The sequence below is a fragment of the Bradyrhizobium sp. P3_C3 genome (assembly GCF_056402655.1).
This window is the reverse complement of the sequence record NZ_JBFUGY010000013.1, coordinates 157,637-182,303: the sequence shown is the minus strand read 5'-3', so window position 1 is coordinate 182,303 and position 24,667 is coordinate 157,637. Positions and strand designations below refer to the sequence as shown.

The following is a 24,667-nucleotide window of genomic DNA, read 5'->3' as shown; positions in this document are numbered from 1 at the left end:
CCAAGAAGCTTCTCGAAAAGGTGCGATTAAACCTAGACCCGGCGCGAGCGCGTCAGTTGATCCAGCTCAAGCGGGGACACTTTTGTTCGCCCCCGCTTGTCGCGAGCAGGCTATTTTCCGCCACCCAGCGAGTGGACGTAGACCGCCATCGCCTTGATGGTCGCGGGATCGAGCCGCCCTTCCCAGGCCGGCATCACACCGGCGCGGCCCAGGCTGATGGTCTCGATCAGGCTCGCTTCGTCCGAGCCGTAGAGCCAGATCTTGTCGGTCAGGTTGGGTGCGCCCATCTCCGGGTTGCCCTTGCCGCCGTCGCCGTGGCAGGCGACGCAATTCTCCGCAAAAATCTTCTCGCCTTTCGCGGCATCAAAGCCCTTGCGGGTCGCGAGGCCCGACAGCGACCGCACGTAATTGGCGACCGTGACGATCTCTTCCGGCTTCAGCACGCCGTCCTTGCCAAAGGCGAGCATCTGGCCCTCATGCGCCTTGGCATGGCCGGAACGCGCGCCGAACTGGATGGTCTGCATGATCTGGTCGAGCGTGCCGCCCCACAGCCAGTCGTCGTCGTTGAGATTCGGAAAGCCCTTTGCGCCGGCGCCGCCGGAGCCGTGGCATGGCGCGCAATTGTCGCCGAACACGGTCTTGCCCTTGGCTCGCGCAAGCGCCAGCAAGGCCGGGTCCTTCTCGATGTCGGCGAGCGAAGCCGCACCCAGCGCCGCCATCCTGTCACCCCGGATCTTCTCGAGGTTGGCGAGCTCCACCGCGACGTCGGCGCGCGAAGAATAGCCGAACAGGCCCGTGGTATTGCTGGAGATCAGCGGCCAGGCCGGATAGACGATCCAGTAACCGATCGCCCAGACGATGGTGAGGTAGAATGAGATCACCCACCAGCGCGGCAGCGGCGTGTTGAGCTCCTTGATGCCGTCCCACTCATGTCCGGTCGTGGACTTGCCGGTGACGGAATCGATGTCGCCATGATGATCGGTCATGATCTCTTACTCCTCCCGCAACGGCAGGCGCGCTGCTTCGTCGAAAGCGGCCTTGTTGCGGGGCCATAGTGCGTAGGTGATGATCGCGAGAAAGATCGCGACGAACACCGGCGTCCAGATCGTGGTCACGAGACCGGACGCGAGATTGTCGAGTGTCAGGATGGCTTTCATCGTTGATGCCTTCTCAGCGAAGATTGGCTTTCTCGTTGTAGAGCTTGAAGTCGACCAGCGTGCCGAGCATCTGCAGGTATGCGATCAGCGCGTCCATCTCGGTCGGCGTGCCGGCCTTGCCGTCGAAATTGCGCACGACGGCCTTGGCGTAGCGCTTGCCGAAGGCGTCGGAGCCGGCATTGTCGGGATCGGCCTGGGCCTTCAGATCGGCGCCTGCGTTCGCGATCTGGTCGTCGGTGTAGGGCGTGCCGATGGCCTTGAGCGTCTTCATGTGGTCAGCGATCGTATCGGGATCGACTTCGGTCTGGCTCAGGAACGGATAGCCCGGCATCACCGACTGCGGCACGATCGCGCGCGGGTTGGTCAGATGGGTCACGTGCCAGTCGTCGGAATATTTTGCGCCGACGCGGGCGAGATCGGGACCGGTGCGCTTCGAGCCCCACTGGAACGGGTGGTCGTACATGCTCTCGGCGGCGAGCGAGAAGTGGCCGTAGCGCTCGACCTCGTCGCGCAGCGGGCGGATCATCTGCGAATGGCAGAGATAACAGCCTTCGCGGACATAGACGTTGCGGCCCGCAAGCTCCAGCGGCGTGTAGGGCCTGACGCCGTCGACCGCCTCGATCGTGCTCTTGAGGTAGAACAGCGGAGTGATCTCGACGAGACCGCCGATCGCGATCACCAGCAGAATGCCGACGATCAGGACGATCGAGTTCTTTTCGAAGATTTGGTGGCGTGTCCAGAACGACATGGAAGGCTCCTCATTCCGCCGGCTGAAGCGCGACGGGCATCTGGACTTCCACTTCGCCGACGCGAACGGTCATCCAGAGATTGTAGGCCATGATCAGCGCGCCGATCAGGAACAGCCCGCCGCCGGCGGCGCGGATGATGTAGAAGGGATGCATCGCCTCGACGCTCTCGATGAAGGAATATTCGAGGAAGCCGAGCGAGGTGTAGGCGCGCCACATCAGGCCTTGCAGGATGCCGGACACCCACATCGCCGAGATGTAGAGAACGATGCCGAGGGTCGCGATCCAGAAGTGCCAGTTGACGAGCTTCAGGCTGTAGAGGCCCTTGCGATTCCACACCCACGGCGCCAGGCAGTAGAGCGCGCCGAAGGAGACGAAGCCGACCCAGCCGAGCGCGCCGGAATGCACGTGGCCGATGGTCCAGTCGGTGTAGTGGCTGAGCGAGTTCACCACCTTGATCGACATCATCGGGCCTTCGAAGGTCGACATGCCGTAGAAGGCGACGGAGACGACGAGCATGCGCAGCACGGGATCGGTGCGGAGCTTGTCCCAGGCGCCCGACAGCGTCATCAGGCCGTTGATCATGCCGCCCCAGGAGGGCATCCACAGCATGATCGAGAAGGTCATGCCCAGCGTCTGCGTCCAGTCGGGCAGCGCCGTGTAATGCAGATGGTGCGGGCCGGCCCAGATATAGAGGAAGATCAGCGCCCAGAAGTGGATGATCGACAGCCGGTAGGAATAGATCGGCCGCTCCGCGCGCTTCGGGATGAAATAGTACATGATGGCGAGGAAGCCGGCGGTCAGGAAGAAGCCGACCGCGTTGTGGCCGTACCACCACTGGAACATCGCGTCCTGGATGCCGCCCCAGGCGACATAGGATTTCGAGCCGAACACCGAGACGGGGAGCGCGGGATTGTTACCGAGATGCAGGACCGCGATCGTCACGATGAAGGCGAGATAGAACCAGTTCGCAACGAAGATGTGCGGCTCCTTGCGCTTGATGATGGTGGCAAGGAAGACCAGCAGATAGACGACCCAGACGATGGTGAGCCAGAGGTCGGCATACCATTCCGGCTCGGCATATTCCTTCGACTGGGTGACACCGAGCAGGTAGCCGGTGCCGGCGATCAGGATGAAGAAATTGTAGCCGATCACGACGAACCAGGGCGCGAGGTCGCCCGCAAGGCGCACGCGGCAGGACTTCTGCACGACATAGAGCGACGTGCCGATCAGCACGTTGCCGCCGAAGGCGAAGATCACCGCGGAGGTGTGCAGCGGACGCAGCCGACCGAAGCTGGTCCAGGGCAGATCGAAGTTCAGTGCGGGCCATGCCAGTTGCGAGGCGATGATGAGGCCGACGAGGAAGCCGGCAATGCCCCAGAACATCGCCATGACGGCGGTGAACTTGATCGGACCCATATTGTAGTTGGGGCGGCCGTTGATCTCCGCCGGCGGCAGCGCTGCCGGACGATCGAAGTAGCGGTTGATGATGCCAAAGACCACAGCCAAGCTCGCCGCTGCGCTGAGCGCGGCATGGAAGGCAAAGGCCGAATCGAGCGCCTTGGCCGAGGCGATCACGCAAAGGAAGGCGGCGACTGCGAACACGATAGCCAGGCCGCTTTCACCGATGGTCATGGATTTGGAGATGGAGGGCTGGCTCATGCGGATTCTCTCTGAAAGAACACGCCGCCAGAAACCACATTCGACCTCGCGGCGAATTGATTGAAATCAAGATGTGCGTTTGAGTCCTAACTATCGGGCCGGCATTTTCCGGGAGGGGCCGTATTTCTGCGGGATCGCGGCCTCTGCCCCTCGCAGCAGCAGGCCGCGCAGGCCGTCGCCGTCGTGCTCGATCAGGTCGAAGGCGAACAGCACCGCCTCATGGCCTCGGCGGCGACTGCGCAGCGCGTGGAAGTCCGGTGTGCCGTCGTCAAAGAGGATCGTCGCCTCGCCGTCGATCAGGAATGATTGCGCCTTGATGCGGAGCGCGGCATCCACAATGGCCGGAAAGCGTGAGGCCCAGTCATGGCCGTTGCGCGTGAAGCAGCGGAGCCGCGCGCCATCCCGCCGGACCATCAGCCGGTAACCGTCATGCTTGATCTCATGGACCCACAGCGGGCCGGACGGTGGCCGCGCCGCCTTCGACGGCAGGCACGGTTCGATGAAGCCAGAGGGACGCCGCTGGACCATGATGCGGAGGATAGGGACGCGGGCGACTGGCACAATCAGCGAGAAAGTGCCTTCGCGTTAACCCTCAACCTGCGGCGGTGTGGTAGTGCTTCCCTTGGGGAGCTGATCCATGGCCAAAAAGACAGTGAAATTCGATCCCGACGACGGTCTGATCGTCGGCGAGGTCGGTTCGTGGGCGACCGAGAAGCACGAGCGATTGCGCAGATATATCCAAGCGTCGCACGGCGCACGCGCGCGGTTCTTGCCACCCAAGGGGACCGGCGGGGCGAGCTACATCGAGTTGTACTCGGGCGCTGGCCGGTCACTCATCACGGGCACAAGTGAGATCATCGACGGCAGTGCCGTGGTGGCCTTCAACGCTGGTCGTGCGAGCGGTCATCCCTTTTCCGCGCTGTACCTCTCTGATCTGGAGGCGCAGAACTCAGCCGCGCTTGCGCAGCGCATCACGGCCCTTGGCGGATCGGCGACCAGCTACGTCGGCGAGGCAAGCGTCGTTGTCGATCAGATCATGGACGCAATCAACCCCTACGGCCTGCACCTTGCCTTTCTTGATCCCTTCAACCTCGCGCAACTGCCGTTCTCGATCATCGAGAGAATGCTGCGGGTGCGGCGCATGGACATGATCATCCATTTCAGCTTGCAGGATTTGCAGCGCAATCTCGACAAACATTCGCGCGTCGGCGGAACGCTCGACATTTTCGCGCCAGGATGGCGTGATGCAGTGGACGTGAACCAATCAACGGCTGCTCTGCGGGCGTCATTTGTCGAGTACTGGCTCAAGTCCATCCGCGCGCTGGGGACACATCCCGCGACGGGCATACCGCTGATCGTTGGCGAGAAGAACCAGCGCCTCTATTGGCTCGTGTTTCTGAGTTCAAATCCGCTCGGACAAAAGCTGTGGAATGACGTACAGAACCTGAGCCGACAAGGATCGCTTTTCGAGGGACTGTGATGGCTGACACCTCAATCGAATGGACCGACGCGACGTGGAACCCCGTCGCGGGCTGCACGGTCATCTCGCCCGGCTGCACGAACTGCTATGCGATGCGGATGGCGGCGCGGCTGGACGCGATGGGCATGAAGAAATATCGCGGGCTCACCCGCAAGAGCGGCAGGCGCGCGGTGTGGACAGGCAAGATCAGGCTTGATCGCGAGGCGCTGAGCATCCCGGCAAGCTGGAAGAAGCCGCGCCGGATTTTCGTCAACTCGATGTCGGACCTGTTTCACGACGCTGTGCCTGCGCAGTTCGTTGCCGCCGTCTGGCGTGCAATGCAGGCAACTCCGCAGCACACCTATCAAATCCTGACGAAGCGACCGGATCGGATGGCGAAGATCACCGCATCGTTGCCCCGGCTGCCAAACGTGTGGCTCGGGACCAGCGTCGAAAGCGCCGACTATCTCGGACGCATTGACGATCTGCGGAAGGTCGATGCTGCCGTCAGGTTCGTTTCGTTCGAGCCCTTGCTCGGATCGGTGGCTCGGGCCGATCTGAGCGACATCCAGTGGGCCATCGTCGGCGGCGAAAGCGGGCCGCGCGCGCGTCCGATGGCTGAGCAGTGGGTCGTGGAGATCGAAGCCGCATGTCGCAAGGCAGGGACGGCGTTCTTCTTCAAGCAGTGGGGCGGCGTTCGCAAAAAGAGCACCGGCAGGCACTATCGCGGGCGCACGTTCGATGAGATGCCTCGCGTCGAGATACGCTTCTGAGGGCGGGCTGACTTCATGGAATTTTTGGGCATCTCGGTTGGTGTTCTCGCGCTGATCTGCGCACTTGTGTTGTTGTTTGGCAGGCAGGGCACGCGAAAGATACTCGGCTGGGGATTTGGCCTGCTGATCTTCGGGGGATTGGGTTTAGGCGCAATCGCGTGGGCTTGGTCGAGCTACCAGCATGACGGCGCGCACGTGAACAACACCGCGATGGCGACGCCCCTCGGAATTTTGCCTGCTCCTCCAACGGACGGAGCCAAGAGCTATCCCGACGAAATACTCGTGAAGGGGCCGGACAGCAGGACTTTTAGGTTCGCCGCCGGGACTGAGCAGTCAGCTATCGAAAACTACATGAAAGCTCAGTATGGGGGACCGGGGACACCTCGCGGAGATTGCTGGGCAAAAGAGCCCGGCCCTTGGTGCGAGTACCGCTCATTGAAGTAATTTAGCGACCGGGCAAAAGGGCGTCCGGGCGGCCCCGCAAAAGTGCGCATGCAACCTGCGGTACCGGTATTGTTGGCGTTTGGGGGAAACACAAATCATGACAACCGATCAGGTAATAACGATCATCGGCAGTTTGATCAGCGGCGGAATTGGTGGGCTCGCGGCAGTCTTTGCATACGCTCATGGCTATCTTAACATCGAGCGCATTGAACGCAGGAAGCAAAAGATTGATTTGCTGCAGGAGTTGATGGCCAGTCGATACGTGTTGGTCGAGGCATACTCGGCATCAGATGTGGATGTGCGAGATTTCAATCGAGCAATGGCGCGCATCCCCTACGTCTTTTCCGACAGTAAAACTGTTATAGCCGCCTTCGACAACTTTCTTTCCGACAAAACGACGGACAAGCTTATCACTATTCTGGAAGCCATTTTGGCGTCGACTGGCATGAAACAATACGCTGTCTCGCGCAGTCACCTAACAAAAACGATGTCAGTTCAACGAAGCAAAGCCTGATCCAAGCACAGCACTGGCAACGGTTCGCGGTTTCACCACGCGGTCGCGCAACGGAGCGGCGCGCGCCGCTCCATCGCAAAGGGCAGCGGCTGGCGACGGGCAAAGAGCCCTATCAATCGTAGCCCTCCAGCGTACCCAAAAACTTGAATTCCCGCCGAAGGTCTCGCTCGATCTGCCCAAGGTCAGCATCGAACTTCGCCTCATCGAGCTTGCGGATCGCCTCCAGCACCGACCGGCAGGCTTCCTCGACGTGGGCGATCTTTTGCGCGAAGGCGTGGCGCTCAATGCTCCACTCGCCGGGGCGCGAACTGCGTCCGGTCGTCAGCTTCCTATAAATCTCATCGACCCGCTTGCTATCTTGTCCAGCCATCGGCACCCCCAGCGCTCCGCGCGATCCCTCAATCATGCGCGCGCACGGCGATGAACCCAAGCGCAACCGCGTGTTCTACACAGGCGACGCGACAAGCCAAAAAGGAGGAGCGCCGCCCTTTCTCAGGAGCGACACCGGGAGCGCAGGCGCCATCGGCGAGCCATTTAGGACGGGCTACAGCGCGCGGCCAGCGCCCGGCCACAGGACAGGCGCGCGCAGGGCCGCAGCGCCCGCCCCATGAGTTTTCCCGATGCCTGTGCTACCAGAAGCGGCCCGGAGTTCGGGCGCATTCAGCGGCCTTCCCAGAGGGTCCGGCGGATCAGGACACAACGGGGGACGCATAGGGCCAACACCCTTATAATCATTAGCAAATTTCCGCCCATCCGGTTCCCACAAGGGAGAAGGAAGGAGTCACTCTTGCGCCGTCGCCTTGAGCGCCTTGATCACGTCCTCACGCGCGATGATTCCGACCAGCTTCTCGGCGCCGTCGAGCACGATGATGCTCCTGATGCGGTGCTCGACCATGATCTGGAGCACGCGCGTCAGCCGCGTGTCGGGGCTGACATAGATGAACTCGGGCGTCATGACGTCGCCGATCCTGCGGCTCATCAGGTCGCGATAGTGCGGCAGCATCTGGCTCGGCGAGAACGCGAAGCACTTCAGGATGTCGAACTTGGTGACGATCCCGACCACCTGCCCGTCGTCCTCGACCGGATAGGAGTTGAAATCATCACGCTCGAACATCTCGCTGAGCGCAAGCAGGTCGTGGTCGCGCCGCACCGTCGTGACGTTGCGCGTCATGTAGCTGTCGACGATCTCTTCAAGAAATTTGTACACAGCGCGTCCTCCGATTTTCGTTTTGGCCGACCGGCCGTCAGTGCGACAGCAGCACGCTGCGGGCGGATTGGGTGACCAGATATTCGGTGACGCCGCCGAGGATCAGCTCGCGAAAGCGCGAATGACCATAAGCGCCCGCCACGATCACGCCGGCCCCGAGGTCGCCGGCGACCTGCTCCAACTGCGCGGCAGCGGTTGCGTTCCGCACGGCCCCCGAGACGCGTGCGCTCGCGGTGACGCCGTGACGGGCGAGCCAGGCGGCAACGTCGGTGACGCCGGCCATCACCGCCGAACGGTCGTCGTCGCGCTCCGGGATTTCGACGATGGTGACGTCCCTCGCCTTGCGCAGCATCGGCAGCGCATCCGCTACCGCGCGCCGCGCCTCCGGCGTGTCCTTCCACGCCACCAGCACGCTGCGCAGGTCGAGCCAGTTGACCTTATCGGGAACGACGAGAAGCGGGCGGCCGGCCTGCATCACCAGGTCCTTGGGACTTGCAAGCGCGAACGCGTCGGAGAAGGCCGGGCTGTGGCCGCCGCTGACGATGATGTCGGCACATCGTGCCTGCGCCAGCACGAATCGCGCCGGAAAATCCATGGCGCCGCGCCACTCCACGCGGCCGTCGCGCGCCTTGGTGGCGGCGCGGAATTGCGCCTCCAGATCGGCGAGGCGCTTCCTGATCGAGGCTTCCTCCTGATCGATAAGGCTCTGGGCCTCGGCGCCGTCGGTGAAATAGAGCGGCGGCGCGAACTGCCCTGCGGCAACCCCGATAATGGCCGCCTCGAATCGCTCGGCGAGTTCGCCCGCGACCTGAAGGCGCGCCTCGTTGGACTGATCGAGCGCCAGGCTGACCATCACGGTCGCGTAAGTCATGAGATTCTCCGCACAGCTGTGAACTGGCGCGAAATCTAGCCTCGCCGTGACGGGGCAGGATGAGGTAGATCAAATCGCCGGGCGCGACCTTGCGGGAAATCCGCCAATGGAATCAGACATCCGAACTTGCCTCGGGCCGGTCCATGGGCGAAATTGCGGTCATGTTCGCGGCACCACGCCCGCCGCGCGAAGATGGGAGTCATCGATTGTCGCCGACCCGCGTAACGCATCCGCCAGACGACAGTCGCGGCGAGCATTTCCGGGTCCGGATCGAGGGATTCGGCGTCGGCACCTGGGATCTCGACCTCACGACGCGCGAGCTGGAGTGGTCGGAAACCGCGAGGATGCTGCTCGGTATCGAGCGGGGCCAGCCGGCGAGCTACGACCTCTTCCTGTCGCGTCTCGAGCCCGGCGACCGCGCGCGCGTCGAGAACGCGATCAAGCAGGTCTCCGAGCATGGCGGCGGCTTCGACGTCTCCTTCAGGATTTCCGGCAACTCCGGCCGAGGCAAATGGATCAGGGCCCGCGCCGGCTTGATTCGAGACGAATCCGGCGTCGCGCGCCATCTCAGCGGCATCTTCCTCGATATCGACGAGGAGAAGCAGGTCGAGGAAGCCCTGCGCACGCGTGAGACCCACCTTCGCTCGATCCTTCACACCATTCCCGACGCCATGATCGTCATCGACGGTCGCGGCATCATGCAACTGTTCAGCACCGCCGCCGAGCGCCTGTTCGGCTGGTCCGAGCAGGAGGCGATCGGCCAGAACGTCAGCATCCTGATGCCGGAGCCCGACCGCACCCGCCACGACAGCTACATCGCGCGCTATCGCAGCACGAACGATCCGCACATCATCGGCATCGGCCGCATCGTGACCGGCAAGCGCCGCGACGGCACGACCTTTCCGATGCACCTGTCGATCGGCGAGATGCAGTCCGGAGGCGAGCCCTATTTCACCGGCTTCGTCCGCGACCTCACCGAGCACCAGCAGACCCAGGCGCGGCTCCAGGAATTGCAGTCCGAGCTCGTCCACGTGTCGCGGCTGACCGCGATGGGCGAGATGGCCTCGGCGCTGGCCCACGAGATCAACCAGCCTCTGGCGGCGATCAGCAATTACATGAAGGGATCGCGGCGGCTGCTGGCCGGCAGCACCGACCCCAACACGCCGAAGATCGAAAGTGCGATGGATCGCGCCGCGGAGCAGGCCTTGCGCGCCGGCCAGATCATCCGCCGCCTGCGCGACTTCGTCTCCCGCGGCGAGTCCGAGAAGCGGGTCGAGAGCCTGTCCAAGCTGATCGAGGAGGCCGGCGCGCTCGGACTTGCCGGCGCGCGCGAGCAGAACGTGCAGCTCCGCTTCAGCCTCGATCCCGACGCCGATCTCGTGCTCGCCGACCGCGTTCAGATCCAGCAGGTGCTGGTCAATCTGTTCCGCAACGCGCTGGAAGCGATGGCGCAGTCGCCGCAGCGCGAGCTCGTCGTCGCCAACACGCGCGTCGGTGACGACATGATCGAGGTCGAGGTGTCCGACACCGGCTCCGGCTTCCAGGGCGACGTCATTCCCAACCTGTTCCAGACCTTCTTCACCACCAAGGAAACCGGCATGGGCGTGGGACTGTCCATCAGCCGCTCGATCATCGAGGCTCACGGCGGACGCATGTGGGCCGAGAGCAACCCATCAGGCGGCGCGACATTCCGCTTCACTCTCCCGGCAGCCGATGAGAATTGATCCATGACGACCAAGGGACATGTCTACGTCATCGATGACGACGAGGCGATGCGGGACTCGCTGAACTTCCTGCTGGATTCCTCCGGCTTCGGCGTCACCCTGTTTGACGATGCGCAAGCCTTCCTCGATGTCCTGCCCGGCCTCGCGTTCGGCTRCGTCGTCTCCGACGTGCGCATGCCTGGCATCGACGGGATCGAGCTGTTGAAGCGGATGAAGGCGCAGCAAAGCCCGTTCCCGATCCTGATCATGACCGGCCATGGCGACGTGCCGCTCGCGGTCGAGGCGATGAAGTTGGGGGCGGTCGACTTTCTCGAGAAGCCGTTCGAGGACGACCGCCTCACCACCATGATCGAGACGGCGATCCGCCAGGCCGAGCCGGCGGCGAAGAACGAGGCGATCTCGCAGGACATCGCCGCCCGCGTAGCCTCCCTCAGCCCGCGCGAGCGCCAGGTCATGGAAGGGCTGATCGCGGGCCTCTCCAACAAGCTGATCGCCCGTGAATACGACATCAGCCCCCGCACCATCGAGGTCTACCGGGCCAACGTCATGACCAAGATGCAGGCCAACAGCCTCTCCGAGCTGGTCCGCCTGGCGATGCGCGCCGGGATGTTGAAGGATTGAGGCAGGTCAAAATCATTCTCCMGGGCCGTGCTAGCCAGATGGGATGATCGAGATCGGCTCACACCATCAGCGGCTTCCAGTGACGTCATCCGCAAAGCCCACCGTCTACGTGGTCGACGATGATGCCGCTGTGCTGGGATCCCTGCAATTCCTGCTGGAAACCGACGGCTTTGCCGTGCGGACCTTCAGGAACGCGACGGCGCTGCTGAATGCCAGTGGTGCGCAGGGGGCGGACTGCTACGTGATCGACTACAAGATGCCCGACATCAACGGCATCGAGCTGGCCGGCCGGTTGCGCCAGTCCGACGAGGGCACGCCCGTGATCCTGATCACCGGCTATCCCGATGGGAATATCTCGGCCCGGGCGGCCGCCGCAGGCGTCAAGGACGTGATTTTGAAGCCGCTTCTCGACGAAACCCTGGTCAAGTCCATCCGCCACGCCATCCAGGACGGCCGCGGCAACTGACCTACGGGGTTCTACGTAGGTAGACCCCCTTAAGATATCTCGCGAAATTTTCGAGGCACCCGAACCCGCGTACCAAAGCGTCATCACAACGGAGATGGCGCAGATGCTGACCGAGACGCTCAACACCCAGGCGATCAACACGCAAGTTCGTGGCAAGATTGCTCCAGCCCATCCCGTCTCCGACCAGTTCGGCGCGATCGCCGGCCATGTCGGCCTCGTCGCCACGGAGTTCTCCCACCGCAAGGACGAGGAGATCTACGGCGAGGACGAGCCGGCCGAATATGTCTACCAGGTCATCACCGGCGCGGTGCGCAGCTACAAGCTGCTCTCCGACGGCCGCCGCCAGATCGGCTCCTTCCATCTTCCCGGTGACGTGTTCGGCCTTGAATCCGGTCCCAGCCACCGCCTCGCCGCTGAAGCCATCATCGATACGACCGTGCGCCTGGTGAAGCGCGCGAGCCTGGAGAAGGCCGCCGGCACCGACGTGCAGGTCGCCCGCAAGCTCTGGGCCATGACCGCCGGCGAGCTACGTCACGCCGAAGACCACATGCTGCTGCTCGGACGCAAGACCGCGATGGAGCGCGTCGCAACCTTCCTGCTCGAGATGGACCGCCGCCTTGCGGTAGCCGGCATGATGGCACTGCCGATGTGCCGCCGCGACATCGGCGACTATCTCGGACTCACGCTGGAGACCGTGTCGCGCGCGCTGTCGCAGCTTCACGCCCAGGGCATTTTGGGATTTTCCGGCGCCCGCCAGATCGTTCTGCGCAACCGCCAGCGCCTGCACAATCTCGACGCCTGATTTCTGTCTTCCTCCCCACCCGCTTTGGCCGGCTGAATTCGTTCAGCCGGCCATTTTTTTCGGCGCGATCATGCCGGTGCGCCGGGTTTCCGGCATCACAAAGAGGATCAGCAAAAGCCCGGTCGCGGCGACGCCGGACAGCCCGATGAAGGCGGTGGCATTGCCGAACTTGTCGCTGACATAGCCGCCAAGCGCCGTGCTCAAGGACGCCCCGATGCCGGTCGCGGTCCCGACGATGCCCTGCGCCAGATTGAAATGGCCGCTGCCGAAGGCGACGTCGGCCACGATCAGCGGGATCATCACCGCGAACACCGCCGCCGTGATGCCGTCGAACACCTGCACCGCGACCAGCAGATAGGGATCGCGCACGGTCGCAAACAGAAGGCCCCGGATCGTCAGCGCAGCGAATCCGATCAGCAGCAGCGGGCGCCGGCCCCAGAGCTGCGCCTTGCGCCCGACCGTCGGCGACAGCAGCGCCACGATCGCCTGCGGCACCACGATGCAGAAGGCGACGAGCACCGTCGCCCACTGGCTCGACCGCGCCGTCACCGCGCTCGCCATCAGCGGCATCATCGCGGCGTTCGCCAATTGCAGCAGCAGCACGCTCAGCGCGAAGACGATGAGCGGGCGTTGCCGGATCAGGTGCCAGAGATTGGTGTCGCCTGGAACCGGCGCCTCGCGCGGCATCTCGCCGTGACAGCGCGCGATGTCGACTTCCTCCTCGCGGATGCGCGACAGCGCGATCAGGGTCGGAATCGCGAGCAGGAAGGTGACCAGGAACACCGAGCGGCTCGACAGCAGATAGCCGGCCGTGCCCATCACGGCGGCGGCGACGCCGTTGCCGAGGGACGCAAAGCGCGCATTGCGGCCGAGCCGCTCGCCGATCGCAAGCGGACCGACCAGGCCGAGGCTGATCGCCGCGATCGCCGGCCCCAGCACGCAGCTCGCCGCCGCATGCAGCGTGGCCGCAGCAACCACCACGGGGAAGATCGGCATCGCCGCATAGGCGAGCGCACAGAAGCCGATGGTCGCGATCGCAAGGCCTGCGACCAGCCGCTCGGACTTCGCGGCATCGATGATCGCGCCACCGGGCATCTGTCCGATCAGCGCGACGATGCCACCGATCGACAGCACGAGGCCGATCTCGACCTGAGTCCATTTCTGCGTCGTGAGGTAGACCGCGATGAAGGGACCGAACCCGGTCTGAACGTCGGCGAGGAAGAAGATGAACCAGTCGAGGCCGCGCAGGCTCTGGCGCGACGGCGCCGGAAGGCCCGCAGGCGGCGGCGCGGCAACGTCGTACCGTTCAACGCGGCTATCGCGATCTGCGTGGTTCGGCGTCCTCGACAACAGCACCGGCGGCCATCCCTCCCCGCGCCTCACTGAATCGCTTGCAGCGGCTGCAGGCTGCCGGACGCGCCGAGCACCACCATCGGCGTGTCTTCCTTGTATTCCGGCGCGGCTGCGACCTGCGCCTTGGTCAATTCCAGTGTGATGCTGTCCTTCTTGTTGGCAATCTTGCCGAACCGCATCGCGTTCCAGTCCACCACGATCTTGCGGCTGCCGACGCCGAGGAAGCCGCCGAAATCGATCACGGCGGCGCGCACATGGCCGGTGCGGTCGACGATGATGTCGACAATGCGGCCCATATCCTCGTCGGCTGCGCTGCGCACGTCACGGCCGAGCACGCCATGGGCGTCGCTCGCACCGATGATGGTCACGGACGGCGGCGGCGCGGCGTCCTTCGGCGTGACCGGCACGGTGGAGGTCGGCGGGTGCACCGCGGCCGGCGCGTTCGCTTCGCTGGGGGGCGTCGTTGGGCCCGCGGGCGGTTCCTCCGCGGCACGCGATGCGGCGACCGTCAATCCCGCGACGATCGCCGCGCTCAGAACCAACCATCCGGCGGTACGCATAAAACCCTCCTCGCAGGCGCCGCTAGCGCGCCAGCACGATCGAGACCTGGATCTGGCCGCGCGTGCGCAAGACCTCCAGCGCGACGTCGTCGCCGTGACGACTGACGCGCAGATCCACGCTGGAATTGCCCAATCGCAGATCGCGCAGGATCACCTCGTTCAGGAACGCCGGCAGATGCGGATTGCGCAGGCGAATCTCGCCGCGCGCCACGTCGAACTCGATGCCGAGCGCTGCCTCCAGCAGCGTGAATGGCGTCGCGCTGGCCCAGGCCTGCGGCGCGCAGGCGACCGGATAGAGCGTCGGGCCGCGCCGCTTCTCGCGCCGGAAGCCGCAAAACAATTCGGGCAGCCGCCGCAGGTCCATGTAGGTCGCCGCGTCGAACAAACCCTTGAAGACATGCGCGACCGAATGCTTGAGCCCGTAGCGCGCGAGCCCGAGCGCGATCAGCGCATTGTCGTGCGGCCAGATCGAGCCGTCATGATAGGACATCGGGTTGTAGCGCACCTCGCCTTGCGCGACCGTGCGGATGCCCCAGCCCGAGAAGAAGTGCGGCGCCATCAGATCGGCGGCGACAAGACGTGCGCGGTCCTCGCGGATCATGCCGCTGAACAGCACCTGCCCGGCATTGGATGTCCGCACCTTGCAAGGTCGTTTCCTGCCGTCGAGCGCGAGCGCATAGGTACCGAGCTCCTCGCACCAGAATGCTTTCTCGAACCGCTCGGCCAGCGCCTTGGCCTCGGTCTCGAGCTTTCTGGCGAGGTCCGGCTTGCCGAGCCGCAACGCGCAACGTGCGGCGAGTTGTTTGGCGGCAAAGACGTAACCCTGCACCTCGGCAAGCGCGAGATTGCCTTCCGCGAGCTGGCCATCGGCATGGAAGATCGCGTCATACGAGTCCTTCCAGCCCTGGTTGGCGAGGCCCTTTTCGGTGGCGCGCTGGTATTCGACGAAGCCGTCCCTGTCGGGGTCGCCCGGGCCGTCGATCCAGGCCAGCCCCGCCTCGATCGCCGGCCACAGCTCAGTCAGGGTCTTTTCGTCGCCGGTGCGCTCAAAATAGCTTCCGGCGAGCAGCACGAACAAGGCGGTCGAATCCACGCTGCCGTAATATTGCGCGAACGGCACCTCGCGGAGCGCAGCCATCTCGCCGCCACGCATCTCGTGCAGGATTTTTCCGGGCGCCGCATCGTTCAGCGGATCGACCGTCTCTGCCTGAAAATGCGCGAGCCGCCGCAGCACGCCCTTCGCGACCCGCGGATCGATCCACAGCATCTGAAGCGCGGTGATCAGGCCGTCGCGGCCGAACGTCGTCGAGTACCAGGGAATGCCGGCATAGGGGTAACGCCCCTGCGGCGTCTCCGTCATCAGCATGTTGAGGTCGGCCATGGCCTGGCACAGCACCTCGTTGAAGATGTTGTTCGACGTCTCGATGCTGGCCATGCCCGTCGTCGACTGGCGCATCTCGCGGCGATGGGCGAGCAGACCCCTGAAAAAGCGCGCGGGCTTCTCCGCGATCGGCCGGTTGCAGGACACCGCCACGAACAGGGATTTCGACTGGTGCGGGTCCAGGTCGAGCTGCCAGGTCGCGGCATTCACCGACAGCCGCGTCGGACGCGGGTCGAAATGCAGGCCGGTGGTACGCACGACATCGTCAAGCCCGCGATAGTGGAACAGCACGTCGGTCGGCCCGAGCAACTTGCTGGTGCCGGTCCCGCGGTGCGGGCGCCGCTCGCCGCGCACCTCGAACAGATCGGCAAAGTCGCTGTCGAACAGCAGCGTCAGCTCCGGGCTGGCGCGACGGTCGCCATGGTTCTGCACGCCGATGCGCTGATAGGCCGTGCCGCGCCACAGGAAGATCGTGCGCACGATGTGCAGCAGGTCTTTCTGCAGCACGATGCGGCCCTGCCGATAGATATCGGGATTGGTGAGATCGACGGTCAGGGCMGAATTGTCATCGCGAAGATTCGAGCCGAGCAGCAGCGGCTGGAGATCGTCGAGCACGAGCTCCAGCCGCGCCAGATAGCGCGTGTCGCAGTTGAACAGGCCGTCCGGCCCGCCGGCGGAAGCGCCGATGTCGCCATGGCTGTCCAGCACGATGAAGGTGTCGTCGTGCTTGAGCGACCGACGGGGCCGCGCGGCGGGCCCCGTCATCGGAATGTAGAACGCCTGCTCCGCGACGGCCTCCTCCGTCTGCGTTACCGAGATGATCTGGGTTACGGCTTCGGCTGCCATGAGCTGCTCCCCTGCGGCCAGTTTTTCGAACGCGACCAACGCAAACGCAACTGTTGGACTTACGCGGCGAACTTCGCCAGCCGGCTCATCTCCTGCGTCACCAGCTCACGGTAGGGGCCGTGGCCCTGCATCAGGCGGTCGGGCGCGCCGTCCTCGATGATCTTGCCATTCTTCAGCACCAGGACGCGATCGAAATTGCGCAGCGTCGCCAGCCGGTGCGCGATCGCGATCACGGTGCGGCCGCGCATCAAGCGCGACAGCGCCTCGCGGATCGCCTCCTCGGATTCGCTGTCGAGCGCGGCGGTGGCCTCGTCCAGCAGCAGGATCGGCGCGTCCTTCAGGAAGGCCCGCGCGATCGCGATGCGCTGGCGCTGGCCGCCGGACATTTTCACGCCGCGGTCGCCGACCATGGTGTCGAGACCTTCCGGCAGGCTGTCGATGAAATCGCAGCGCGCCGCGATCGCCGCGCGCAGCACCTCGTCGTCGGTCGCGTTCGGACGGCCGTAGCGGATGTTCTCGCGGATGGAGCGGTGGAACAGCGAGATATCCTGCGGCACGACCGAAATGGCCTCACGCAGGCTCAGCTGGGTCACCTTGGAAATATCCTGGCCATCGACGGTCACGCTGCCTTCATCGACATCGTAGAACCGCTGCAGCAACGTGAACAGGGTCGATTTCCCTCCGCCCGACTGGCCGACCAGGCCGACGCGCTGGCCGGGCTGAAGCCGCAGGCTGAACCGTTCAAAGATTTTTTCGCCGCCGGGATAGCCGAAGGTGACATTGTTGTACGCGATCGCGGCGCCGCTCTTCATCAGCGGCTCGGCCTCGGGATGATCGCGCAGTTCATGCGGCACGAGCAAGGTCGCGATCGCCTCGGTCAGGCGCGCGACGTGCTGGGTGACATCGACCAGCGCCACCGCGAGGTCGCGCGTCGCATTGAGGATGGAGAGGCCGAGCGTACAGACCAGCACGACATCGCCGGTGGTTGCCTCGCCCTGCTGCCAGAGCGTGATCGCCCAGGCCATCAGCGCCACCGTCAGGACGACCGTCACGCCGGCATGCGTGAGCCGCAGCTTTTCCAGATAACGCAGGCTACGGCCGCGCGCGGTCAGTTCCCGGTTCACCGTCGCGTCGAACCGCTCGTGCTCATGGCCGATGCCGCAGAAGGCGCGGACCAGCGGCATGTTGCTGATGACGTCGATCATCTCGCCGTCGACGACAGCGGCCTTGTCGGCAAAGTCGTCATGCAGCGGCTTGCCGGCCGCGGCCAGATGGAACATCGCTATCACCATACCGCCCGCGACCACGATCAGGCCGAGTGCCATATAGGGACTGACGGTTCCAATCAGACCGATGGCCGCAATTGTGGCAATGCACGGCGGCAACACATTCCAGACGAACATGTTCTCGACCGTGAACACCGCGTTTGAGGTCGCGGTGATACGGCTCGTCAGCATGCCCGGCATGCGATCCGAGAAATAGCTCGGCGCGTGTCCCGTCAGATGACGAAATATGTCACGGCGTAAATCGCCCGTGACACGAACGAAGGTGAAGCTCGCGGTCCAGCTCGCGATCCGCCACAGGAAATTATCCGCCGCGATCAGCGACATGAGTAAAATGAATGCCAGCCATACGCTGCCACCGTGCGAAGTTCCCGCGGACAGGCTGTCGACCAGGGATTTGACGCCGTACTGCGTGCCCACGGAACAGGCAACGGCTGCAACGACAGCGGTCAGGATCACGAGATGCGATGCCGGCCGTCGTCGCAGATAGCGCAAGACAAAGGCAAATGGCCTGCGCGCGTAACCAGAAAGATGATCCATGTGACTGCGACCCCGTCGTATTGATTTCGATTTTTCTATTAGCCGATTGAACATCGACCGCTTCGCCTCGGTTCCCGGGCCGGGCCATCACGACATGCGGATGCGGACGATGTGAGAAGAGGAGATGGCAGCATCGCGGCCGACTGAAGTGTGTCGAAGAAGTAACGTTCGTTGAAGGAACTTCGCAATTGCGAGAACGTTCCCTCGTCTGGCATGCCGGTGCCGAGACACGGCGGGGGTTTTACTTCCATGATCACAGAGGAGATGGCGAGATGCGCATCGCGCAGGTAGCTCCGTTGACTGAGGCTGTTCCACCCAAGCTGTATGGCGGCACCGAGCGGGTGGTGCACTGGTTGACGGAGGAGTTGGTTGCCCTTGGACACGATGTCACGCTGTTCGCCAGCGGTGACTCGCAGACGTCGGCGAAGCTGGACGCACTTTGGCCGCGGGCGCTTCGCCTCGACGGTTCCGTGCGTGATCCCAACGCGCTGCATATGGTGCTCCTGGAGCGCGTGCGGCAGAAATGTGACGACGAGGAGTTCGACTTCCTCCACTTCCATCTCGATTACTATCCGTGGTCCCTGTTCCACCGGCAGCCGACCCCGTTCGTGACCACGCTGCACGGCCGGCTCGACCTGCCGGAGCATCAGCCCGTGTTCAACACCTTCTCGAAAATGCCTGTCATCTCGATCTCGAACGCGCAGCGCAGGCCGGTGCCGCAGGCGAACTGGGTGACGACGATCCACCACGGCCTGCCGGAGAACTTGCTGACGCCGAAGCCGGCGAAGCAGGAATATCTCGCCGTGCTCGGCCGCATCGCGCCCGAGAAGGGCGTCGACCGCGCCATCAAGATCGCGATGCATTGCGGCATCCCGCTGAAGATCGCGGCCAAGGTCGATCGCGCCGACCAAGACTATTACGACGAGCTGATCAAGCCGATGATCCAGAACAATCCGCTGGTCGACTTCATCGGCGAGATCGGTGACCACGAGAAATCCGACTTCCTGAGCGGCGCGCTCGGCCTCCTGCTGCCGATCGACTGGCCGGAGCCGTTTGGCCTCGTGATGATCGAAGCGATGGCCTGCGGCACGCCGGTCGTCGCCTTCAACCGCGGCTCGGTGCCCGAGATCATCGACGAGGGCCTCACCGGCTTCGTGGTCGAGGACATCATCAGCGCCGCCGGCGTCGTCAAACGCCTGCCGCAACTCGATCGCGCGGCCATCCGCAAGCAGTTCGAGAAGCGCTTCACGGCGCGGCGGATGGCGCTGGATTATCTCGCGGCCTATCGCAGCCTGACGGAAGCGCAGGCGCCGCGGATCAAGCTGGTCAGCAGCGCGGAGTAAGAGCCGCTTTCACCTCACGACACACTGTCATGCCCCGGCTTGACCGGGGCATCCAGTACTCCGCGGCTTCTCGGCTCAAGCACTGCGGTCTCTGGAATACTGGATCGCCCGGTCAAGCCGGGCGATGACAGCGAGAGTGCGGAGGGCGATGCCAGCGAGAACGTGGCGGCGGCGGTGCCCTAACTCACCACCGCCCGCTTCGGCTCGACGATCTCGAACATCCGCGGGAATTCGTCCATCAGGCCCATCAGCTCGGCAAGCCGCATCGGGTTGCCCTTGAGTTTGATCTTGCCGGCGGCGACCGCTTCCGGAAAGCTCGTCAGTTTCGCGATGACTTCATCGAGCGTTGCGCGCGCGAGCGTGAAACTGGCGTCCGCGCCTTCCGCCTGCACGCCCTCCGTATAAGTCAGCGCGCAATTCTCCAAATTGAGCGCAAAGATCTCGCCGGTATCGGAAAAGCTCCAGTTCAGCACGATGTGCTTGCCCTCGGCCTTCGGGCCGTTTAGCCGAATGCCGAGCACGTCCCAGAGCTGCTCGGTGCGTAGCGCCGCCAGCGTCTCGCGCGGCATCGGCGGACGCGGCGGGGTCTTGGGCATGCCCTGACGCAGTTCCTGCGCGCCGAACAGATAGGCGTTGCGCCAGGTCGAGCTCTCGGCGGCATAACCGAGCTGCTCGAGCGTATCCGCGAGCAACGCACGCGCCGCTTCATTCTCCGGCTCCGCGAAGACGAGATGGCCGAGCGCCTGCGCGACAAAGCGAAACTCGCCTTTGTCGAAGTCCTTGCGTGCGCGCGCGAGGATGGCCTCGGCGCCGCCCATGTACTCGACATACTTCTTGCCGGATTCCACCGGCGGCAGCGGATCGAGATTGACCGGGTTGGCATCGTACCAGCCGAGATACTTCTGGTAGATCGCCTTCACGTTATGCCGGATATGGCCGTAATAACCGCGGCCGTGCCAGGCGCCCTCCAGGCTCTTCGGCAACTGGATCGTCTCGGCGATCTCGGCTGCGGTGAGGCCGTGGTTCATCAGGCGGATGGTCTGGTCATGCGCGAACTTGTAGAGATCGCGCTGCTGCCGGATCATCGTGCCGATGCGCTCGCGCCCCCACATCGGCCAGTGATGCTGGCCGCACATCGCCTCCGCCTTGCCGTCCCAGAGCCGCAAGGCCTCGTTGAGGTACTTCGACCATGCCAGTGCATCGCGCACATCGGCACCGCGGAACGGCAGCAGATTGTGGAAATTGTGCGTGCAGTTCTCGGCGAGGTTCAGCAGCTTGTAGCGCGGGATGAAGAAGTGCATCTCCGCCGGCGCTTCGCTGTTCGGCGCCATCTGGAATTCGAATTCGACGCCGTCGATCACGCGCGTGTCGCCGGTCGCCATGATCAGGTCGGTCGGACGCAGCAGCGCCACGGCGCCCGCCGCCATCGACTTGCCGAGCCCGTTGTCGACCTGCCCCCGCACGCCTTTGGCGAGGAACGGCCCGAACTGGTATTGTGCCCGCCGCAGCATCGCCGGCCCCGCGATGATGTTCTCGGAGACGGCATGCTCCATGAACAGGTTCGGCGCGATGATCGGCACGGCGCCGGTTGCCAGCGCGTCCTCCTCCAGCACGCCGCGCGCGCCGCCCCAATGGTCGGTATGGGTGTGGGTGAAAATGACGGCGGCCACCGGCTTCTGGCCACGATGCCTGTAATAGAGATCGAGCGCGGCACGTGCGCCCTCGATCGACGTCAGCGTGTCCACGACGATGACACCGCTGTCGCCCTCGATCAGCGTCATGTTGGCGATGTCGAGCCCGCGCACCTGGTAGACCCCGGGCACCACCTCGAACAGGCCGTGATGCATGTTGAGCCGCGCCTGTCGCCACAAGCTCGGATTGACGGTCGGCGGCGCCGTCTCGCTGGAGAGGAAGCCATAGGGCTTCAGGCTCCACACCGTCCGCCCCTGCGGGTTGGCGATCTCCGCATTCTCGATCGTACCAAGGAAGCCGCGCGCGGCATCGTCGAAATCCCGCGTGTCGGAAAACGGCAGCGCATTCAGCATCGCCGCTTGCTGCGCGATCACGGACGGCGTTGCGTCCTTCGGCTCGTTGCTGGTCATTCTTGTTTCCTCCCGGCCTGTGCGAGCATCTAACCGCATCTCGCGGGTGATTGCTATCGCTGGCGTGGGCAAGGGAGACGATACGTGCGCTGCTGCTTCTTCCCTTCTCCCCTTGTGGGAGAAGGTGGCGCGAAGCGCCGGATGAGGGGTTCTCTCCGCTCGCGCGATCGTTCGTGGGGATAGAGACCCCTCACCCGGCTTCGCTTCGCGAAGCCACCCTCTCCCACAAGGGGAGAGGGTCCACCGTCTATGCGGCCACGCCTTCAATCGGCTGGCTTGACGCAATGATCTTATCCGCCATCCGCAAATCCCGCGCCAGCACATAGCCGCCGCGTTCCTGCTTGGCCCGATAGAGTGCCTTGTCGGAGCGCGACAACAGCGCCTCCGCGGTGCGCCCGTCGTCCGGCGCGACGGCAACGCCGACGCTGACGCCGAGCTCGATCATTTGTCCGTCGATATCGTAGGGCATGCTGATCGACTGCACGATGCGCTGTGCCATCGCTTCCGCATCAGCCGCCGCACGCTGCACCAGGACGAACTCGTCGCCGCCCATCCGGACCACGAGGTCAACCTGCGCGGCAAGCGCCTTGAGCCGCCCGGCGACCTGCTTCAGCAGTGCGTCACCGACGGGATGCCCGAACCGGTCGTTCGCCTCCTTGAAGCGGTCGAGATCGAGCGTATGGACGGCAATCATCCCGGCCGCCAGCATCTGCGGCAGGTCCGTGGCCAGCACCGAACGATTGGACACGCCGGTCATCGGGTCCAGGCGCGACAGCTGCTCGAACTGCCGCTTGAGCGTGATCTGGTTGATCGAGGCGTTGAAGCTCAGCCGCACCATCTCGAAGCTCGCGACCACATACATCAGGATGAGGAGCCCGAGCCCGACGTGACGCAGATCAGGTTGCATGAAGGTCACGATCGCGGCAGGCGCGGCGATCGCGACGAGATCGAGCAGCGCCGCGACGGGACGCAGCGCCAGCCGCGCCACCACGCCGGCGCCAAAGCCGAAGCCGATGCCGATCGCCATCACGGAACAGAGCGCGTCACCCAGCACGATGCTGCGCGCGGCAAAAACGCCGAGCACGGACGCCGTTGCAACGGTGCCGGCAACATAGCGCCGCTCCCAGCGCGCGGCCTCGGCCCGACCGAGCTGCGGCGGACATGCGAGGCGGCGACGGAAGGCGAAGATCTCGAACAGACGGATGACAGCCACCACGACGCCGACAACCGTCAGGCCAGCCGTCACGATGTCGCCGGTCTCATAGGTCGTGATCGCGCCGACCATCGCCTGGCAGGCGGCCGCAAGAATGGTGGGCATCGTCGTGCCGTGAAGGCCCGTGATGACTTCCATATAGACGGCGTCCGAAATCGACGCCCGTCCGGATTCCATTCTGTTGAAGAACATGCCAGCCCCATCCGCTGGCATTCTTCTACCGCAGACCCGTAAAAATGGGTTCCCAGCGCTGCGATGGCATTTGAGCGGACGGGTTTACCGCGCGTTAGCCATGTCTGGTCGAGATCGGCTAGTGCATCCCCAGCACCCTCGGCAGCCACAGCGTCAAATCGGGCCAGTAGGTCACGATGACGAGGAAGCCGAGCATGGTGATGAGCCACGGCAACACGGCGACCGCGAGCTCGGTTATTCGCATGCGCGCTATCATCGAGGCGACATAGAGATTTAACCCGACAGGCGGATGGCAGAGGCCGACCTCCATGTTGACGTCCATCACGATGCCGAAATGCACGAGGTCGATGCCGAGCTTCTTGGCCGCCGGCGCCAGGATCGGCGCCATGATCAGGATGATCGAGTTCGGCTCCATGAAATTGCCGGCGAGCAGCAGGAGGATGTTGACGACCAAGAGGAAGCCGACCCAGCCGAGGTTCTGCGCCGCGATCCAGTCGGCCAAGGTCGCCGGCAGGTTCTCGTTGGAGAGCACGAAGGAGAACAGCACCGCGTTGGTGACGATGTAGAGCAGCATCGCGCTGGTGTTGGCGGCGCGCAGCAACACCCGCGGCACGTCCACGATCTTGATCGCCTTGTAGACGAACACCGCGATGATAAAGGAGTAGACCGCAGCCATCGCAGCCGCCTCGGTGGCCGTGAACAGGCCGCTGTAGATGCCGCCGATGATGATGACGACCAGCATCAATCCCCAGATGCTCTCGCGGAAGGTGCGGACGGTCTCGCCCCAGCTCGCCTTCGGCAGGCGTGGATAGTCGCGCTTGCGTGCGAGCCACCAGGTGACGATGCAGAGCATCGTCGTCAGCATGATGCCCGGCAGCAGGCCCGCGACGAACAGCGCGCCGATCGAGGTATTGGTGGAGACCGCATAGACGATCTTCGGAATCGAGGGCAGCATCAGGATGCCGAGCGAGCCGGCAACGGTGATGATGCCGGCGCCGAAATGCATGGGATAGCCGTGCCGCACCATCTCCGGCAGCACGATGGCGCCGATCGCGGCGACGGTCGCGACGCTCGAGCCGCACACCAGCGCGAACATCGCGCAGGCGACGATGCCGGCGAGGCCGAGGCCGCCGTGCCAGTGGCCGATCAGCGAGGTCGCGAAATTGATCATGCGGCGCGCGACGCCACCATGGGTGAGGAAATTGCCGGCGAGGATGAAAAACGGGATCGCCATGATCTCGAACCCCTCGATGCCGGTGAAGAGCTTCATCGAGACCGCTTCGATCGGCACCGTGGTCAGCGTGAACAGGAACGTCATCACGGTGAGGCCAAGCGCGATCGAGACCGGGATGCCGGTCAGCATCAGCGCGATCAGCAGCGCGAACACGGTCGCGGCACGCATCCAGTG

At 64.2% G+C, this 24,667-nt stretch carries 24 protein-coding genes; 9 read left to right on the top strand and 15 right to left on the bottom strand.

From position 1 onward, the window contains the following. Positions 1-110 precede the first annotated feature (110 nt). From ccoP to AC1DW2_RS17095, 5 genes are all read right to left on the bottom strand, one after another. Positions 111-986, bottom strand: coding sequence for a cytochrome-c oxidase, cbb3-type subunit III (ccoP, locus tag AC1DW2_RS17115; protein ID WP_477006682.1), 876 nt, complete (start codon positions 984-986; stop codon positions 111-113). A gap of 6 nt (positions 987-992) precedes the next feature. Continuing rightward, on the bottom strand, positions 993-1,157 hold the full coding sequence (locus tag AC1DW2_RS17110) for a cbb3-type cytochrome oxidase subunit 3 (RefSeq protein ID WP_477006681.1): 165 nt from the start codon (positions 1,155-1,157) through the stop codon (positions 993-995). A 13-nt stretch (positions 1,158-1,170) separates the two neighbouring features. Next, positions 1,171-1,905 carry a cytochrome-c oxidase, cbb3-type subunit II gene (gene ccoO, locus AC1DW2_RS17105; RefSeq protein WP_014497065.1) on the bottom strand — a complete coding sequence of 245 codons (735 nt, stop codon included), beginning with the start codon at positions 1,903-1,905 and terminating at the stop codon, positions 1,171-1,173. Between the two features lie 10 nt (positions 1,906-1,915). Then, a complete protein-coding gene (gene ccoN, locus AC1DW2_RS17100; protein ID WP_477006680.1) occupies positions 1,916-3,565 on the bottom strand; it encodes a cytochrome-c oxidase, cbb3-type subunit I in 1,650 nt (549 codons plus the stop codon). A gap of 90 nt (positions 3,566-3,655) precedes the next feature. Then, positions 3,656-4,093 carry an ATP-dependent DNA ligase gene (locus tag AC1DW2_RS17095; protein WP_477006679.1) on the bottom strand — a complete coding sequence of 146 codons (438 nt, stop codon included), beginning with the start codon at positions 4,091-4,093 and terminating at the stop codon, positions 3,656-3,658. Between the two features lie 109 nt (positions 4,094-4,202). On the opposite strand from AC1DW2_RS17095, the gene tcmP reads away from it, so the two are divergent. From tcmP to AC1DW2_RS17075, 4 genes are all read left to right on the top strand, one after another. Then, positions 4,203-5,045, top strand: a complete 843-nt coding sequence (gene tcmP, locus AC1DW2_RS17090; protein ID WP_477006678.1) for a three-Cys-motif partner protein TcmP — start codon at positions 4,203-4,205, stop codon at positions 5,043-5,045. Next, on the top strand, positions 5,045-5,797 hold the full coding sequence (locus tag AC1DW2_RS17085; protein ID WP_477006677.1) for a DUF5131 family protein: 753 nt from the start codon (positions 5,045-5,047) through the stop codon (positions 5,795-5,797). The genes tcmP and AC1DW2_RS17085 overlap by 1 nt, the downstream gene beginning before the upstream one ends. Before the next feature lie 15 nt (positions 5,798-5,812). Further along, positions 5,813-6,241: a hypothetical protein gene (locus AC1DW2_RS17080; RefSeq protein ID WP_477006676.1), complete on the top strand. Its 429-nt coding sequence runs from the start codon at positions 5,813-5,815 to the stop codon at positions 6,239-6,241. 97 nt (positions 6,242-6,338) lie between these two features. Continuing rightward, entirely contained in the window at positions 6,339-6,755 is a 417-nt protein-coding gene (locus AC1DW2_RS17075; RefSeq protein ID WP_477006675.1) for a hypothetical protein, read from the top strand. A gap of 112 nt (positions 6,756-6,867) precedes the next feature. Here the strand turns inward: AC1DW2_RS17075 and AC1DW2_RS17070 are convergent, their stop codons facing one another. From AC1DW2_RS17070 to AC1DW2_RS17060, 3 genes are all read right to left on the bottom strand, one after another. Beyond that, positions 6,868-7,161: a hypothetical protein gene (locus tag AC1DW2_RS17070; RefSeq protein ID WP_477006674.1), complete on the bottom strand. Its 294-nt coding sequence runs from the start codon at positions 7,159-7,161 to the stop codon at positions 6,868-6,870. A gap of 375 nt (positions 7,162-7,536) precedes the next feature. Beyond that, a complete protein-coding gene (locus tag AC1DW2_RS17065) occupies positions 7,537-7,962 on the bottom strand; it encodes a CBS domain-containing protein (RefSeq protein ID WP_477006673.1) in 426 nt (141 codons plus the stop codon). A gap of 37 nt (positions 7,963-7,999) precedes the next feature. Next, positions 8,000-8,833, bottom strand: coding sequence for a universal stress protein (locus AC1DW2_RS17060; protein ID WP_477006672.1), 834 nt, complete (start codon positions 8,831-8,833; stop codon positions 8,000-8,002). Positions 8,834-9,039: 206 nt separating this feature from the next. Here AC1DW2_RS17060 and fixL point away from each other — a divergent pair, with 206 nt between their 5' ends. The 4 genes from fixL (at position 9,040) to AC1DW2_RS17040 (ending at position 12,446) form a co-directional block, all read left to right on the top strand. Continuing rightward, positions 9,040-10,557 carry a sensor protein FixL gene (fixL, locus tag AC1DW2_RS17055; RefSeq protein ID WP_248881899.1) on the top strand — a complete coding sequence of 506 codons (1,518 nt, stop codon included), beginning with the start codon at positions 9,040-9,042 and terminating at the stop codon, positions 10,555-10,557. Between the two features lie 3 nt (positions 10,558-10,560). Beyond that, positions 10,561-11,178 (top strand): response regulator FixJ, encoded by a 618-nt coding sequence (fixJ, locus tag AC1DW2_RS17050; protein WP_477006671.1) that lies wholly within the window; start codon positions 10,561-10,563, stop codon positions 11,176-11,178. 43 nt (positions 11,179-11,221) lie between these two features. Next, positions 11,222-11,644 carry a response regulator gene (locus tag AC1DW2_RS17045; RefSeq protein WP_477006670.1) on the top strand — a complete coding sequence of 141 codons (423 nt, stop codon included), beginning with the start codon at positions 11,222-11,224 and terminating at the stop codon, positions 11,642-11,644. A gap of 103 nt (positions 11,645-11,747) precedes the next feature. Next, on the top strand, positions 11,748-12,446 hold the full coding sequence (locus AC1DW2_RS17040; protein ID WP_477006669.1) for a helix-turn-helix domain-containing protein: 699 nt from the start codon (positions 11,748-11,750) through the stop codon (positions 12,444-12,446). A gap of 42 nt (positions 12,447-12,488) precedes the next feature. Here AC1DW2_RS17040 and AC1DW2_RS17035 read toward each other — a convergent pair whose 3' ends face one another. Genes AC1DW2_RS17035 through AC1DW2_RS17020 form a run of 4 tightly spaced genes read right to left on the bottom strand, consistent with a single transcriptional unit; the run spans position 12,489 to position 18,409 of the window. Further along, positions 12,489-13,802 (bottom strand): MFS transporter, encoded by a 1,314-nt coding sequence (locus AC1DW2_RS17035; protein ID WP_477006668.1) that lies wholly within the window; start codon positions 13,800-13,802, stop codon positions 12,489-12,491. 23 nt (positions 13,803-13,825) lie between these two features. After that, a complete protein-coding gene (locus AC1DW2_RS17030; protein ID WP_477006667.1) occupies positions 13,826-14,359 on the bottom strand; it encodes a PRC-barrel domain-containing protein in 534 nt (177 codons plus the stop codon). 22 nt (positions 14,360-14,381) lie between these two features. Further along, positions 14,382-16,586, bottom strand: a complete 2,205-nt coding sequence (locus AC1DW2_RS17025) for an amylo-alpha-1,6-glucosidase (RefSeq protein ID WP_477006666.1) — start codon at positions 16,584-16,586, stop codon at positions 14,382-14,384. Positions 16,587-16,645: 59 nt separating this feature from the next. Then, positions 16,646-18,409: an ABC transporter ATP-binding protein gene (locus tag AC1DW2_RS17020; RefSeq protein WP_028150105.1), complete on the bottom strand. Its 1,764-nt coding sequence runs from the start codon at positions 18,407-18,409 to the stop codon at positions 16,646-16,648. A 272-nt stretch (positions 18,410-18,681) separates the two neighbouring features. On the opposite strand from AC1DW2_RS17020, the gene AC1DW2_RS17015 reads away from it, so the two are divergent. Next, positions 18,682-19,752, top strand: coding sequence for a glycosyltransferase family 4 protein (locus AC1DW2_RS17015; protein ID WP_085404468.1), 1,071 nt, complete (start codon positions 18,682-18,684; stop codon positions 19,750-19,752). Between the two features lie 179 nt (positions 19,753-19,931). Here AC1DW2_RS17015 and AC1DW2_RS17010 read toward each other — a convergent pair whose 3' ends face one another. The 3 genes from AC1DW2_RS17010 to AC1DW2_RS17000 all read right to left on the bottom strand — a co-directional run bounded on the left by AC1DW2_RS17010 (position 19,932) and on the right by AC1DW2_RS17000 (position 24,661). Further along, on the bottom strand, positions 19,932-21,854 hold the full coding sequence (locus AC1DW2_RS17010; RefSeq protein ID WP_477006665.1) for an alkyl/aryl-sulfatase: 1,923 nt from the start codon (positions 21,852-21,854) through the stop codon (positions 19,932-19,934). Positions 21,855-22,101: 247 nt separating this feature from the next. Further along, complete coding sequence (locus AC1DW2_RS17005; protein WP_477006664.1) at positions 22,102-23,259, bottom strand: diguanylate cyclase domain-containing protein; 1,158 nt, start codon at positions 23,257-23,259, stop codon at positions 22,102-22,104. A gap of 118 nt (positions 23,260-23,377) precedes the next feature. Continuing rightward, entirely contained in the window at positions 23,378-24,661 is a 1,284-nt protein-coding gene (locus AC1DW2_RS17000) for a TRAP transporter large permease (protein WP_063986578.1), read from the bottom strand. Positions 24,662-24,667 lie beyond the last annotated feature (6 nt).